Raw genomic sequence first — 15005 nt, 5'->3', positions numbered from 1 at the left:
TTTTGTTACGTTTCGTCTGTTTCTCTTATTGGTTTTTGCCTGCGCCGCCGTTCCGTTTCTACGGGCAGCACGTCCTCAAACATGGCGTAAAATTTCATGGGGATGAATCGATCCATGTGGCATTTTCCAAAAAACCACTTCCGGTAGTCGCACTGTTTGATGATATCCTCAAAAAATGTGTGGATCTCTAGCCGCTGCTGCATGTCCACCCCCAGGCAGTCTTTTAGAGAAGCCGGCGGTTCGTGGGTAATGATGTAGTCCACCTTGGCATCATAGCGGTTCAGATTGTGGATGGCACGGCGAATCTCGGCATGAGTAGGCTGCTCTCGCTGCCACCAGTTCCGTCCTTGCCGGAATTCGAAATCCTGGCTGTGTCCGCCGCCAAAGGCGAAAAATGTTCTGTCATCAATGGTGAAAATCTCCCCTCGCATCATGTGGAAGATATTGGGCGCGATCAGATGTGCCATGCCTCCGCGCCATTTTACTGTGCGGAAATTCTGCTCTAGAATGTCAAAATTCTCGTGGCATCCGTCCACAAAGGCAATGGTAAAGGGCTTTTCCCGCAGCTTGTGCAGGATCTGTTTTTCCTGCCGGGAGCCGTCCCAGATGAAGCCAAAGTCACCGCAGACGATTAGAACGTCACCGGCTTTCAATTTTTTAAAAATCGGGTCTTTGAACCGTGAAATATCTCCGTGCATATCTCCTGTAATATATACCAAAGGTGTTACCTCCCTAAAAAACAAAAATTCACCTTGCCCGAAACCGCAGTTTTGTCGGTTTCAGGGGCGTTCTATTTTATTTTATCATATTTTCAGGAAAAGGTAAATAAAATTTTGAAAAAAGTCTTTTCGAATCACTTTTTTTTTGCTATAATAGTAGTAAAGCACACTTAAACTTTCAGGAATTAAGAAATTATCGGGAGGAATGCAATTTATGCACCTGTTCCATTGGATAAAACGACTCAGTGTTATAGTAATGACATTTACAGTCGGCATTGTTTTTGTCTGCGGCAATACTTTGCCTGTTCAGGCATATACTTTTACGCCAGATACTACTATCCGCAGCCAGGCAGCGATTTTATATAACCGGGATACTGGACAAATCCTGTACGAAAAAAATGCAGACCAGCAGCAGATGCCTGGACATCTGGCACAGATCATGACCGCTATTGTGGTTATGGAGGAATGCGGTGATCTGGACGGCACGACAATCACTGCCAACGACGAATTATACGCACCTCTGTACCGCTATGAAGCGGTGGACGATCTGCGCTATGCGGATATTTACAATGGCGACACTCTGACGGTGCGAGAATATCTCTACGCACTGATGCTCACTTCGTCCTGTGAGGCAGCGCTGATTCTGGCGGATCAGTTTGGAGGCACAGATGCCTTTGTAGCGAAAATGAACGAAACTGCTCAGGAGATCGGTTGTACCGCAACGACCTTTGCCAACCCTACGGGATTGTATGATGCCAGGCAAATGACCACTGCACGGGATATGCTCACCATCACTAACTATGCCCTCAGTCTGGATGGTTTCGAGGAGATTGCAACCACAACTTCATTCTCGCCGTCTTCGTCCAATCTTGCAAATCATTCCGATGCGGCTGCCTGGTCCTGGACGCATGCCAACCCCATGATGCTGGAGACAAGCGACTATTATTACAACGGCGCAATGGGAATCAAGACCGGCAACCTGGACAAGGCAGGGAGAAGTATCATTACCGAAGCCACCAAAGACGGGAATACATATCTGGTGATCCTCATGAATGCGCCCTTTTATGATGAGGATGGAGAATTGCAATTCTACCATTTGGAGGATGCGGCATCTCTGTTGAATTGGGCATTTTCCTCTTTTTCTTATGTGACGCTTCTGGAGGATAACGAGGAGACCGCCGAGGCGGAGGTTATGAATTCTGATGGCAATTCCTATGTGTTGGTGCATCCCCAGGAGGATTGTATTCTCCTTTGGTGTAATAATGTGGATACCACGGCAGTGCAGAAGGTTATTCACCTGGATGAGAATGTCCAGGCTCCTGTAAAAGCCGGGGATGAGTTGGGCAGCATGGAGTTGAAATTTTCCGGAGAAGTCATTGCCACTGTCCCTCTGGTAGCAGTCAGCGATGTGGATCGCTCTTTTATGAAATTCAATCTCTATGCTTTGCAGAATTTTCCCAACTCACCATGGTTTCGCTATGGCATCATTGCCGGATGCGTACTCACCGGGTTGTATATTATTCTGTGTATTTATGCAGCATATCTTGCCAAGAAAAATGTGACTCCAGAGGATCCGATTCACCTGGTACCCCATGCCACACAGTTCAAGGATCGTCCCAGACAGAACTGGAAACGTTCTGATACTGTGTTCTATCACGGTCCAGATTCCCGACAAACGGAGGATACACATGATCAGCGAGATGAACAGAAAGAACGAGAACACGAAATGTCCGGCAGTTCCCGACAATAAATATAAGAGGTGAATAGGTTGAAGATCGCCATTGCACAGACTAGGATCGCCTTTGAAAAGCCCCTGGATAATCTTGCGCTGGCAGAAAGTTGGATCGGCCGAGCGGCAGGGGAACGCTGTGACTGTATTGTCTTTCCGGAAATGAGCTTCACTGGATTTTCCATGCATGTTTCTCAGATCGCACCTTATAGCCCGGAGATCCGACAGAAGATGATGCAATTGGCACAGCAGTACCGAATCGCCATTGGCTTTGGATGGGTTTCCGAGGAACTGGACGGCAAAGGGAAAAACCACTACACCCTTCTGGACAGCACAGGAGAGACTGTGCTGGATTATGTAAAGATCCACCCCTTTTCCTACGGGAATGAAGATCAATTCTATGACAGCAGTGATAAAATTGTCTCTGGGCCGGTCTGCGGCATACCGGTGAGTACGCTCATTTGCTATGACCTGCGGTTTCCCGAAGTGTTCCGATTGGCGGCACGTCGCAGTTCTCTGGTATTTGTGCCGGCGAACTGGCTGGAACAGCGCAGTTCTCATTGGCAGACGCTGCTCCGGGCACGTGCCATTGAAAATCAGATTTACGTGCTGGGCGTGAACTGTGTGGGTACACAGCAAACATATGGTTTTGTGGGCGGCAGCTGTCTGGTTGACCCAGAGGGAATGATTCTTGCAGATTGCGGCAGGGAAGAGGCGCTGGTCTATGCGGAATTTGCCGATGATACGGCAGAATACCGGAAGGCGTTTCCTACATACCAGGATGTAAAGCTTTCGTTGTATGCAAATTTGTATCGAGAAGAAACTAAAAATTAAGACAACAAAAAACACCGCAGGATGTCATGTAAGGTATCCTATGCGGTGCTTTTTTATTGAATTTTTCCACTTAATCGGAATAGGTCACTTCCATTGCTTCCAAGAAAAAGTTGTGCATTTCCGGGTACTTGTCCCGGATGCGCATGGGCTTGATCTTCGTATCCGTGAAGCAGTGGGACGATGTGGCAACTGCACAGAGCTTTCCAGTCTCTACACAGCGGATCTCATAGGACAGCTCTAGTTTGAAACCGTTGTACCTGGTGATGTGGGAGTAGACGGCAAGATGTTCACCAAAATGAAGAGAGTTCTTGTATTCACAGGTAACGCCTAGCACTGGGAGCATTACTCCCAGAGATTCCATTTTTTCGTAACCCACACCGATCTTTCCCATAAAATTTACACGTGCTTCTTCTGTCATATGAATGTAATTGGAATGATTCACAATATCCATCCGGTCTGTTTCATGGTAAAATACCATGCGTGTATACGGTGTAATCTGCATGTTCCATGCTTCCTTTCTGCGCATCCATCGGGAATCCAGAAGATTCCCAGCACACGCTCAGTATAACATAATTTATGCAAAAAAGCTGTCACATTTTGTGAATTTACGGTAAAATACAGGAATAAAAAAGAAGCGGTGCTTTTGCGGATGGCGAGAAATGGCTGTTGTTACCTTGTTAAAAAAGGACTGTTTTTACAACAATCCTTTTTTCATATTTAGATTATTTTTTAGGTTTCTGCTGATTTGGATTCTGGTTGACCCAGTTCCAGATAATAGTGGTTCAGATATTCGTGGTAAGATTCCTGGAATTCCTCATCATTTTTCTTAAGCTTGTACAGATACTTGTGGATGTTCTGCTGTTCGTCGATTTCAATGAGTACTCCGGCGATATTGGAGCAATGATCGGAGATCCGCTCAATGTTAGTGAGAAGATCCTGGTAAATGTATCCCAGTTCTACTGTGCAGGATTCGTTTTGCAGTCGCTTGATGTGTCGGTTTTTCAGTTCCAGATTCAGGGTGTCAATAACTTCTTCCAAAGGTTCCACTTGGTGTGCAATAGACAGATCATCCTTTTCAAATGCTTCAAATGCCATGTGCAGGGTTTTCAACAGTGCATCACACAAAATACGCAGTTCCTTTGCGGCGTCTCCGGAGAAATGGAGATTCTTTTCATGAAGCTCATGTGCAGATTCCATAATATTCACAGCATGGTCGCCGATACGCTCAAAATTGCCGATGCAGTGCAGCATTTTGGAAACTGTGCGGCTGTCTTTGGATGCAATGCTGTGCTTGCTGATGCGCACCAGGTAAGCATTGAGCTTGTCTTCATATTTGTCGATCCTGTTTTCGTTTTCTTGGACTTGTTCTTCTGTTTTCTTGTCATATTCGAACAGCATCCCAATGGCAAGCTCCATGGTTTTCTTGGACAGTTCTGCCATTTCTACTGTTACGCCTCTGCATACCTCAATGGCAACTGCCGGTGTATTCAGCAGACGTTCGTCCAGAAGAGCACGCTTTTCCTTTTCTTTCTGTTCCTTTTTGCTGTCCTGGATCAAGAAGTATGCCAGTTTTTCCAGCTGTTTTGTAAAGGGCAGCAGGATCACTGTTGTGACAATATTGAAGATCGTGTGCACCAGAGCGATTCCAGCAGGATCGATAGCCGATTTCACAAAAGCAAAATCCAACAGCCAGTACAGCAAGTAGAAGATGGGCAAAATGATCAGAGTGCCCAGAAGATTGAAGCAGATATGCACCGCAGCCACGCGCTTCGCACTGCGGTTCACGCCGATACTGGAGATCAAGGCGGTGACGCAGGTACCGATATTTTGTCCCATAATAATGGGGATCGCCATGCCATAGGTGACTTGTCCGGTCAGAGACAATGCCTGTAAGATACCTACAGAAGCAGCCGAGCTCTGGATAACGCCAGTGAAAACGGCACCCACCAGAACGCCCATGAGGGGATTCTGAAACGCTGTGAGCAGATTAGAAAATTGAGGCGAATCTGCCAGAGGACTGACCGCATCACTCATGAGGGACATGCCTGTCATCAGCACCGAAAATCCCACCATAATGCGTCCGATGTCCTTGGTACGGTTGTGCTTTGCCATCATGATCATAATGACGCCGATGAGGGCAACAATAGGAGAGAAAGATTCCGGCTTTAGCATCCGCAGAAAGACATTGTCGCTTTCGATGCCCGAAAGACTCAGGATCCAAGCTGTCAGGGTTGTGCCGATATTGGAGCCCATCAGTACGCCGATGGTCTGGCTCAGTGCCATGATACCGGAGTTCACCAATCCCACCAGCATGACAGTCAATGCAGAAGAGGACTGGATCGCAATAGTAATGCCCATCCCAAGAAGCAAACTCTTGAACTTGTTGGAGGTCATTTTTTTCAGAACGATTTCCAATTTACCGCCAGCGAGTTTTTCCAGCCCGGAGGACATGACATTCATGCCATACAGAAAGAATGCCAGTCCTCCGAGAAGGGTGATCACAGAGAAAATATCCATGGTTCTCATACTCCTTACATTTGCACCGCATGATACGGCGTTTTTACCAATTGATATTATAACGGGATAATGTAAAGTCTAAAGGGCGGCTATGTAAAATCTGTGTAAAATATAGGGAATGATGTCGAGAAGAATGAAACTGCCGGGAATGACAGCATTGTCCTAACCACGATTCCTCAATTTATAAACTCAGCCCTTGCTTTTTCGCTGAAAATATGGTATGATAGGAGAAACGGTGTATGCACCGGAAAAAATTGCAGGAGGAATGGAATATGCCGCATATTACCATAAAAATGCTAAAAGGAAGAACGGATGAGCAGAAACAGCTGGCTGCCGAGAAGGTTGCCGCAGCTCTGGTAGATGCTATTGGCTGCAATGGAGATCATATTTCCGTGGCGGTGGAAGATTTCACACCCCAGGAATGGCAGGGTGTATTTCGGGAGGAAGTCACCGAAAGCAATCACATCTTCAAAGAACCCAACTATGACCCGAAGGATGTGCTCTGATGGGGCTGATCTTAGCGTCAGCTTCGCCGCGGCGGCAGGAATTGCTGCGGCTGATCCGGTCGGACTTTGCGGTTTGCCCGGCAGCTGTGGACGAGTCCCTGCCGCCGGCGTTGTCTGTACGGAAAGCGGCACAATACCTGGCACGGAAAAAGGCTATGGCAGTGGCAGCAGAGCATCCGGATGCAGTGGTGCTGGGGTCGGATACTGTGGTAATTCTGGGAGATATGATTCTGGGAAAGCCGGGGACACCAGAGCGTGCTGTAGAAATGCTGAGGCTGCTGTCTGGGAAAACGCATGAAGTTATTACCGGCGTGGCACTGGCGCAGGGGAACAAGGTCAGTTCCTTTCAGACGGAGACAAAGGTGACCTTTTATCCCCTGACAGAGGAACAGATCCGGGATTATGCTGCCACTGGTGAACCACTGGACAAGGCTGGCGGCTATGGCATACAAGGTTATGGTGCGCTTCTGGTGGAAAAGATCGAAGGGGATTATTACGGTGTGGTGGGATTGCCGGTTGCGCCGACGGCGAGAGCATTGGCAGAGTGGCGTATTCCTGATGAAATATCAGTAAGGAGATCAACATGAACCAAAAAAGAAAAGCGATTATTAAAGCAAATGAAATTTCCGATTTGAGAACGGTCTCTCTCGGCGGCTATCCCCAGAAAATTCTTATAGAAGGGAAGTACAGAACGAATCCAATTTTCATCACTCTGCACGGCGGTCCCGGCAGTCCTTTTCCATTTAATGAAGGATGCCGAGGCTTATTCCCGGAACTGACAGAACATTTTATTATGGTGTATTGGGATCAGCTGGGGTGCGGCATCAATAACTGTACGATAGATGATTCCTTTACCATTTCTCATTTTGTCCATATGACAGCCGATTTGATTCGGGAAATGCACAAGGAGTTTCCTGGGGATCTATTCTTGCAGCAAAGGCGGCGGAAGCAGTTCCAGAACTACTGAATAAAGTCATGGTATAAGGACAGGTGCTGAAAAACCTTGTTTATAACGAAATGGTACATGATGCTTTGAAAGGGTCATCCCTGCCCGATAAACAGAAACAACAGCTGGAACGGATGATGCAGGAAAAACATCCGGAGGAACAGCGAACGATCATGAAGTGGATTCAGAAATACACTGAGGGATATCAATGTAAAGCTGGCGGAAAAACGCCAATGGGTAGTATTATTCGTGGGCTTCTGACCAGTCCAGATTATTCCCTTAAAGATTTTAAAGCTATGGTTTTTAACGGTACTCTAAAGAATGGTTCTCTTATGAAAGAATTGATGGAAATTGATTTATCCGATACGCTTCAACATATCACGATTCCGTATCTGATCTTGCAGGGGAATACTGATCTTGTCACACCTACAAAGATAATGCAGTTATATATTGCAGATTCTGCAAATAAGAATCTGCGGCTTCATTTGGTGGCAAACAGCGGTTATATGCCCAGTGCCAGCGATATGGATGCGATAATGAAGATGGGACTTGATTTTTTACTTGCTGTGTAATACATAGAAAATGAGGTGTTCTATGAGCAACATCATTATTCTCACTGGCAGTGTTCGCAGAAACGGCAACACGGACCTGTTGGCGAAAGCATTTGCAGATGGGGCAAAGCTGCACCATCATGTGGAGACTCTATCTATTGCCGATTATCATGTGTATCCTTGCATGGGCTGCAATGCTTGTTTTCAGCGGGAGGGAAATACCTGTGTGCAGCAGGATGATATGCAGAAGCTCTATCCGAAGCTGGCGGCGGCAGATGTCATTGTCCTTGCAACGCCGGTCTATTTTTACGGTGTCAGCGCTCAACTGAAAGCGGTCATTGACCGGCTGCATACACCCATGCGCAATACGTTCCAGGTGAAAAAGCTGGTATTGCTGGCGGTAGCCGGGGCAGAACTCCCGGCGGTATTTGATGCGATCCTCACGCAGTATCAACTGGTGCTGGATTTCTTTCATCTGGAAAATGCCGGGACAGTTCTGGTCAGGGGCGTCCGGGAAATGGGCGCAATTGAGGGGAATCTGGCGTTGGATGAAGCGTATACGTTGGGACAGTCTCTTTGACGATAAACAGGAGGAAATATCAAATGGAACTAAAAGAAACTATAAAGATCCTTGTAGAATGTACTTACCGTTTTTCTGAAATATACGGCTTTGAATTTGGAGAACCAACAGAAGAACGAGAAATCACAGCATGGGAGAATACCACCGGGATCACCATCCCGGCGCAGTATAAAGAATGGCTGCGTTTCACCAGCCGCTATGAATGCGGCGCATGGTTTGTGGAACTGCGTTCTCCGTCCCATTTCAGATATGATCAGCCATGGTTATCGGACGATCTGGTGATCATCGGTTCTTGTGTGGGAGACGGGGAAGCGATTTGTTTTTCCAAAACGACCGGGGACATCATTTGTGATGATCATGGGGAATTGAGCACAGGCTGTACTTTTCAGGAATTCTTAGAAGAATTGATCGAGCATTATCATGACACCGGAGAAATGCTGCCGCCGGATGAGATTGACGAGGCGTATCTCCCGGAAATGCGTGAAATACTGAATCGACTTTCTTAAAACATACCGATATTTATTATGAAAGAAAGGGTATACCCATTATGAACAAAAAAGAACTAGCTGAGATACGCAAGAATTTTTCAGAGACAAGCGACCTGTTTGTCTTGAATCACGTGGCAACGGCGTTTGTGGATTCGGACAAGAATATCCGCTGCCAGAACAGTCGTGCCTATCACAATATTCCGTCCGAGGAAAGCGAATGCCTTATGGCGACCCTCAAGCGTGTCCTCGCCGGCACACTGGGAAAGGGATTGTTGGAATATGAATTTCCAAATGAAGCATATGAAGAGGGCGGCAGCCAGGCGATTCTCTATGAGGCGCTGAATACCAAGCTGGAGGACGAAAATGCTGTTACCCAGCTTATGGAACAAGTGGTGCACAATATGGATTATATCTCCACCTATGCCGTTCTGGTAGGGCACTGTACATATACCGTATTCCAGAAGTCTAAGAGTGACGAGATAGACCCTTACCAGAGCCACGAATACCACTTCTTGATTATAGCTATTTGTCCGGTAGAAGTGCGTGTGGACGGGCTGATCTACAACGAGGACGAGAATGCCATTGAAAAGAAAAATGTTTATGACCGCATTGTGGCGGAAATTCCCACAGACGGCTTTTTGTATCCTACCTTTACCGGCAGAGGACCTGATGTGAACCATGTGCTGTACTCTGCTCACAAGCCCAAGGATGTGAACATTAGTATTGTGGAACGTGTGTTAGGCTGCAATTTCACCCAGACTGCCCAGGAACAGAAGGAAACATTCCAGAGCATGATGCAGGAGATCGTGGCGGACGAGCTGAGTTATTCTGTGATTACCGGTGTCAACGAAAAGCTTCGGGATATTGCGGCGGAATATGCCAACGAGCCGGATCTGCCCATTGTGGATGATATCCATGTACGGGATATCCTGCTGGATTCTGGTGTTAGCCAGGAAAAGGCAGAGGAAATGCAGATGGCATACCGGGAGGCGACCCACGACAAGCCCATTACTGTCAACAATCTGGTGGAGAACAAAACCACCATCAGCATGGACGGCATTACCGTTTCCATCGGTAAGGATGCTACGGACAAGGTACGCACCCAGTGTGTCAATGGCAGACGATATCTCCTCATTGACCTGGATGACCCGGCAGTGGAGATCAATGGACTGACGGCACGTGTGGCAGAACAGATCACACCTTCTGCAAAGCCGGAGGCGTCTGCTGCGGAGTCTGTAGAGGGTGAATCGCTTCTGGAGACAGAAACAGAGACGGAAGAACCAGAGATGCAGCTAGATGACTCCATGTTGGAGGGCACGGTGGATGTGATGGGAGTATAAAACGTGAAACATTTCACCAAAGAATGGTATCAGCTTATGCAAAAAAACTCTCTGCATCTGAATTTGCAGGAATCGGAACAAGCGACGGTGTTTTCTGAAAAATTTTTTCAGGCAGTATTTGATGCCAGATTGCAGGAATTGCTGAAACTGGATAGAGATATGGAACAAGTCAACTTTGACGATTTGTATCCGGAAGAGTGCCCTTATGCACAGACTCAGAAATATTTTACATTGGATGAAAACGGAAACCAATTGTGGGAAACACAAGTGCTGTCTGAAGAAGAATATGCGCAGGTGAAAGCGAATTATGATGCAGAACGGGAACGTATGTGTGCTGCATGGAAACCGCATATTTCTGATCCGAAAAAAATCAGGCAGAACTGTGAAAGAAATTTGCAGACAAAAGTTTCGCAATTGAAGCAGGACTTACCGACAGAGATTTTAAATGAAGTCGCTGACATCCGGGTGTTGGCGTTAGGCGTTACTACATCAGAAATTATGAAAAAAATCACCTCGTTTTGTGAAGAAAACGAGGTGATAGAAAAAGCAATTGCAAAGCAATATTACGAAGATTATCTTCAGGAATACCAGACACGTGCCGGACGGGAATTTGTTCAGGAACTGGACTTCCACGACTGTAAGATCCTATCTCTGGAATGGTGCGGCAATGACCTGGTCATTCACTTGGACAATCAAAGTGGTTTTACAGCGTACAGCACTATTTTTCTGCGAGATGCAGAAGTGCTGCAATGTGAGGGAGATCTGGAAAATTCCTGGTGGCTCTATGAAGAAATCTATGATGCGGACGGTGGCTTTGAACTGCATGTTTTATTGCAAGGTAAGGAAACGCTATTGTATTTCACTGCTCATGTATCGGAACTCTATTTCTCATAACGCAGGATTTTTCCAAAATTCCCTTTCGCATGGATATCATTGTTTCTTTTGTTCGTGCTGATGCTGTTCAATGGCAGCATAGATCTCTTCTGGAGACTGTCCACGGCGCTGTGCTGCCACAAGATCACGCACCGTCAGGAGCAGTTCTAAAAGCATTTTTTGCATGAATCGTCTTGTTTCCGGTGGTGTATCACCCCAGGCACGAAGCACGGCGGTAATGGTATTTTTTCCGCCGTCTACCAGATCCTGTACTGTATGTGCATTGGTTTCGCTTTGGAGCACATGGAAAATGCCGTCCGTCAGTTTTTCCCGTTCCTCCGGTTTCATGCCTAGGATCCACTTTTTCAATGAGGTATCCATGAGCTTGCTCGCTGCTGTAATTTCCTGTAAATAATACCAGTCATTGCGTACCACACACCAGGAATAGGGATCATGCTGCAAAAAGCCTTTCTGGGTGCTGTAAACAACTCGATATTCCTCATCGTGCTCCAGGAGCATTCCCACAAGGGATGCCTGGGGCACAAATGTATGTACACGTGTTTGCAGCAGGGCATACTGGGGCTGCTGGAATACATCGCTGACGAAACCAGGACCGTCATTGTTATAGACCGCTCGGATGCGAGGAAGAAATGCTGGCTGAGCGTGGACAGCCGCATAGACTGCCAGGTTGCCGCCTTTGGAATGCCCACCCACATAGACATTGGGAAAGTCCATTTCCAGCACGCTGCGCAGATATGCCGCCGCCGTCTCCTGTGAGGGAATCGTCTGCAGAAAGGACATGTTAAAATCTTCACGCCAGCCCGTCAGCGTGGCGTCTGTGCCCCGGAACGCCACATAAACAGTTTCTTCGTCCAGTAGAAATGTCACGGCAGAAAACTGCTCCTGTCGTTCTTCACTGAATCGTTCTGTATAACGGAACAGGCGGATCTCACCAAAGCGTCTACTTTCCGCAGCAACGGTCAGAAGCTCCTGGTCTGTAGGCACACGTACCACCTGTTGATTCGGAGGGAGATTTTTCCATGCGGCAGCGGCATCTGCCAAAGAAATCGATTCCCGAGCTGTACGCCCTTCGGCAATGCCATCCCAGTTCAGATAGGAAAGGCAGCAGAAAATCAAGCTGTCAATATGGCAGAAGGGAGACTGCACCATGGACAGATCGCCGCGCCATTGGAGGTAGGTCAGTACATTGGCATCGTATTGCGGTTTCATAGATGCTCCTTTCGTTTTTTAGTTAAAAACCATTGCGTTTCAACTGTTGTACCAATTGGCTGTACCATTCCCGTACGTCAAAACCGGGGATATTTTCCCGCATGAGGTCAATCATATCGCCGTGAGAAACACCGCGTTTTTTTGTCTCCGGAATCATGGCAAAAGGAACGCCCTCCAGCCGAGCGGATTCTACCGGTACAAGTCCGTCATTGTCACCGCCACGACGTTTATTCAACAGATATCCTAACCAGAGAGGAAATGGTGCAGAGCGGGCACTTTTCATTTTGGACATCATTGCAAGATAGGCGACGCCCGGCTGGCATGGATGATTCCTGTGGAATGCCAGGCAGCTTTCCTCTGTCAGTTCCTGCACACCGCCCAGAAAATCCGGACTGATGTCGCCAAGCTTTTTAAATATGGCATTATACCGACGGGCAATCCACTGGGCAGCGCCGGATGGAACTTTCTTCAGCAGATCGTCTACAAAGCCGCAGCCGTGATGAGGCGTGTTAATGGTGGTCAGGGATGCCACATACTTCGCCGCACCGTATTCCTGCATGGCACAGCGGCAGTCTAGTCCGCCTTTGGAATGGGCAATGATATTCAGTTTTTCTGCACCAGTCGTCTCACAGATCGTTCGGATCTGTACAGCAAGTTCCCGGGCACTTCCGGAAATAGACTGGGCAGATTGTTGATTTCCGTAGAAAATCGTGGCACCATTCCGGATCAACTCTGCCGGAATACGCCCCCAATAATTGAAAAATTGCCAGTCCCGGAAAAAGATGCCGTGCACCATGAGAATTGGGTATCGTGTTTTGCATACCTCGGATTCTTTCCGCACTTGGTTCAGCTCCGCCTTTGCGCATTCAAAGTGTAGTTCTCGCTGGGCAGTGCGGTAAATATGTACTATCAGAAACAGGTTGAGCACCGGCATCCACCAGCAGAAAAACAATGTCACATGCCAGGGAAGTTTTACCTGCGCGGAACGCATCGCCACGTGGAGCAGACCGATAAATAGCCAGAACCAGCAGAGCAACAGGAATACACCCACATTGCAGAGTTGAATGACTAGACTGCACGGTGACCATAGGGCAAGAGTGGTGACTGCAAGAATCTCCAGGCAGAACCAGGCTGCACACGTCCGGAGAAGACTGCATCCATGCGCAAGGGACGCTAATTTTTTCTCTCCTGCCAGTGTATGCGGATGGGCGAAACAGAAGAACAAAAAGAGAACACCGCTTATCACCCCGAGAGAGATTTTCCAGCCAAGCCCGCCCCGCCAGAGTGCAAACAGCGCGATACAATTTCCGGCAGCCAGTAAAAATACTAAGCGCACCGCTCGAAACCAGACAGATTGTGTGTTCATGTAACATGCTCCTTTTCTTTACTTGCAAAATTTGCAAAAAACCGGATCTGTCAATGCAGATCCGGTCAATTTGACTTTTCTCAATCGTAAGAAGCTGCGTCATCCGGAATGGGAAGCGTTTCTTCCGGTACTTGTGCCGGTGGGTCTGTTACCACAGGCGAATCTGTTTGTGCAGGTGCTTGTGGCTCAGTGACGGGTTGGGTGACAATCGGTGCCGTGGTACTGCGGTATGCTCGTGTGGTTGTGACAGGAACATATGCGGGAGTGTCTTGTTCTTCATACGCAGGCGTATCATACTCGTCGTTATCGTAGTCGGCAGCTTCTGTTTTTACCGTCCGTGACGAAGAAGTCGCAGTTGTTTTTCGTTTGGCATCGGTAGTTTTCCGGGTGAACTGCGTTGTTTCTGCCGTTTCTTCTGTAGCAAGGGTATTTTCTGTCATAGCAGTAGTCACAACAAGAGATTCGTTGACATAATTGGCAGAACTGCTCTCCTGGATGGGGCAGAGCATCAGAAAAATCAGGATCAGCATGGTTAGCATCACAAAACAGCCGCAGGTGATCAATGTGATCTTAGCACTGTGGGACAAACTTGCAAAAAACTTTTTCATTATCAAAACCCTTTCTCCGCAGAACTGGGAACACTTGTGACATTCTGTCGGGATAGAAAAATACACTTTATTATAATCCTTTTCGACAAATAAGTCAAGCTATCGACCTGAAATTTGCAAAAAACAACAAACAGAACAAATCCAGACTAAGATTATTTCTTGATTTTGTGCAAGACGACAATTTCAAAAAAAGGCTTGCAATTTGAAATCGAATGTGTTATAATAATTGATGTAATTTTGTGGTTTCCTAAAGGTGCGGAAAATATACAATGGATTTCATGAAATGTTATTGGAGTGGTCATAGCGAGCTTGACTCGAAAACAAATGACCATTTTGGAAGCACTCTTCTGAAAAAACCTTGATTTTACAGGGATTTTCAAGTATCATTAACAATTGAATAGTTCTTAGTTCTCTCCCTTTTCCGAAGTGTTTTTTGAGGGCTGATGTTGAAAATAAAATACGGAGAGTTATCGAAGTGGTCATAACGAGCCTGACTCGAAATCAGGTAGCCCTTCACGGGCTCGTGGGTTCGAATCCCACACTCTCCGCCAAAAAGCCTTGAAAACGCTATGTTTTCAAGGCTTTTCCTTCTGCGGTGTCTTCCAGCACCGCCTTTTTTGTATTTAGAAAACCCCCGGCTAGGCCGGGGGGTTCAGAAAAGCCTATAGCTATGAGTCTTGAAAAAATAACTCCTTTTGATTATAATAAGTTTGCGGCT

General features: G+C 47.0%; 16 protein-coding genes and 1 tRNA gene. 11 read left to right on the top strand and 6 right to left on the bottom strand.

The genetic code is table 11. The features are described 5' to 3' along the window. Nucleotides 1-5: 5 nt before the first annotated feature. A complete protein-coding gene (locus QZ375_RS06955) occupies nucleotides 6-719 on the bottom strand; it encodes a metallophosphoesterase (protein ID WP_295217285.1) in 714 nt (237 codons plus the stop codon). A 214-nt stretch (nucleotides 720-933) separates the two neighbouring features. Between QZ375_RS06955 and QZ375_RS06950 the strand changes: the two genes are divergently transcribed. Beyond that, nucleotides 934-2469 carry a D-alanyl-D-alanine carboxypeptidase gene (locus QZ375_RS06950; RefSeq protein WP_295217283.1) on the top strand — a complete coding sequence of 512 codons (1536 nt, stop codon included), beginning with the start codon at nucleotides 934-936 and terminating at the stop codon, nucleotides 2467-2469. A gap of 18 nt (nucleotides 2470-2487) precedes the next feature. Continuing rightward, nucleotides 2488-3282: a nitrilase-related carbon-nitrogen hydrolase gene (locus QZ375_RS06945; protein WP_295217281.1), complete on the top strand. Its 795-nt coding sequence runs from the start codon at nucleotides 2488-2490 to the stop codon at nucleotides 3280-3282. 70 nt (nucleotides 3283-3352) lie between these two features. Here the strand turns inward: QZ375_RS06945 and QZ375_RS06940 are convergent, their stop codons facing one another. Together QZ375_RS06940 and QZ375_RS06935 are read right to left on the bottom strand one after the other, a co-directional pair. Further along, nucleotides 3353-3784, bottom strand: a complete 432-nt coding sequence (locus QZ375_RS06940) for an acyl-CoA thioesterase (protein ID WP_295217279.1) — start codon at nucleotides 3782-3784, stop codon at nucleotides 3353-3355. Nucleotides 3785-4011: 227 nt separating this feature from the next. Further along, entirely contained in the window at nucleotides 4012-5799 is a 1788-nt protein-coding gene (locus tag QZ375_RS06935) for a Na/Pi cotransporter family protein (RefSeq protein ID WP_295217276.1), read from the bottom strand. A gap of 239 nt (nucleotides 5800-6038) precedes the next feature. Here QZ375_RS06935 and QZ375_RS06930 point away from each other — a divergent pair, with 239 nt between their 5' ends. Genes QZ375_RS06930 through QZ375_RS06895 form a run of 8 tightly spaced genes read left to right on the top strand, consistent with a single transcriptional unit; the run spans nucleotide 6039 to nucleotide 11104 of the window. Continuing rightward, on the top strand, nucleotides 6039-6305 hold the full coding sequence (locus QZ375_RS06930; RefSeq protein WP_295217274.1) for a tautomerase family protein: 267 nt from the start codon (nucleotides 6039-6041) through the stop codon (nucleotides 6303-6305). Beyond that, nucleotides 6305-6892 carry a Maf family protein gene (locus QZ375_RS06925; RefSeq protein ID WP_295217272.1) on the top strand — a complete coding sequence of 196 codons (588 nt, stop codon included), beginning with the start codon at nucleotides 6305-6307 and terminating at the stop codon, nucleotides 6890-6892. Before QZ375_RS06930 ends, QZ375_RS06925 begins: the two co-directional genes overlap by 1 nt. After that, nucleotides 6889-7272 carry a hypothetical protein gene (locus QZ375_RS06920; protein WP_295217270.1) on the top strand — a complete coding sequence of 128 codons (384 nt, stop codon included), beginning with the start codon at nucleotides 6889-6891 and terminating at the stop codon, nucleotides 7270-7272. The genes QZ375_RS06925 and QZ375_RS06920 overlap by 4 nt, the downstream gene beginning before the upstream one ends. 23 nt (nucleotides 7273-7295) lie before the next feature. Beyond that, nucleotides 7296-7823, top strand: coding sequence for an alpha/beta hydrolase (locus QZ375_RS06915; RefSeq protein ID WP_295217269.1), 528 nt, complete (start codon nucleotides 7296-7298; stop codon nucleotides 7821-7823). A 22-nt stretch (nucleotides 7824-7845) separates the two neighbouring features. Beyond that, on the top strand, nucleotides 7846-8382 hold the full coding sequence (locus tag QZ375_RS06910) for a flavodoxin family protein (protein ID WP_295217266.1): 537 nt from the start codon (nucleotides 7846-7848) through the stop codon (nucleotides 8380-8382). A gap of 23 nt (nucleotides 8383-8405) precedes the next feature. Further along, a complete protein-coding gene (locus tag QZ375_RS06905; RefSeq protein WP_295217264.1) occupies nucleotides 8406-8888 on the top strand; it encodes an SMI1/KNR4 family protein in 483 nt (160 codons plus the stop codon). Between the two features lie 41 nt (nucleotides 8889-8929). Then, nucleotides 8930-10210, top strand: coding sequence for a DUF4317 domain-containing protein (locus QZ375_RS06900; RefSeq protein WP_295217262.1), 1281 nt, complete (start codon nucleotides 8930-8932; stop codon nucleotides 10208-10210). A 3-nt stretch (nucleotides 10211-10213) separates the two neighbouring features. Beyond that, complete coding sequence (locus QZ375_RS06895) at nucleotides 10214-11104, top strand: DUF4085 family protein (RefSeq protein ID WP_295217260.1); 891 nt, start codon at nucleotides 10214-10216, stop codon at nucleotides 11102-11104. A 36-nt stretch (nucleotides 11105-11140) separates the two neighbouring features. Here QZ375_RS06895 and QZ375_RS06890 read toward each other — a convergent pair whose 3' ends face one another. The 3 genes from QZ375_RS06890 to QZ375_RS06880 all read right to left on the bottom strand — a co-directional run bounded on the left by QZ375_RS06890 (nucleotide 11141) and on the right by QZ375_RS06880 (nucleotide 14287). Next, on the bottom strand, nucleotides 11141-12313 hold the full coding sequence (locus tag QZ375_RS06890) for an Mbeg1-like protein (RefSeq protein ID WP_295217257.1): 1173 nt from the start codon (nucleotides 12311-12313) through the stop codon (nucleotides 11141-11143). Nucleotides 12314-12335: 22 nt separating this feature from the next. Continuing rightward, nucleotides 12336-13679, bottom strand: coding sequence for an alpha/beta fold hydrolase (locus tag QZ375_RS06885; RefSeq protein WP_295217255.1), 1344 nt, complete (start codon nucleotides 13677-13679; stop codon nucleotides 12336-12338). Between the two features lie 80 nt (nucleotides 13680-13759). Further along, nucleotides 13760-14287 (bottom strand): hypothetical protein, encoded by a 528-nt coding sequence (locus QZ375_RS06880; RefSeq protein WP_295217253.1) that lies wholly within the window; start codon nucleotides 14285-14287, stop codon nucleotides 13760-13762. A gap of 461 nt (nucleotides 14288-14748) precedes the next feature. On the opposite strand from QZ375_RS06880, the gene QZ375_RS06875 reads away from it, so the two are divergent. After that, a tRNA-Ser gene (locus QZ375_RS06875) sits at nucleotides 14749-14838 on the top strand. The last annotated feature ends 167 nt before the right edge of the window (nucleotides 14839-15005 follow it).

Source organism: Ruminococcus sp. (assembly GCF_019417665.1).
GTDB lineage: Bacteria > Bacillota > Clostridia > Oscillospirales > Ruminococcaceae > Ruminococcus_C.
This window is presented reverse-complemented; position numbering and strand designations above follow the sequence as displayed.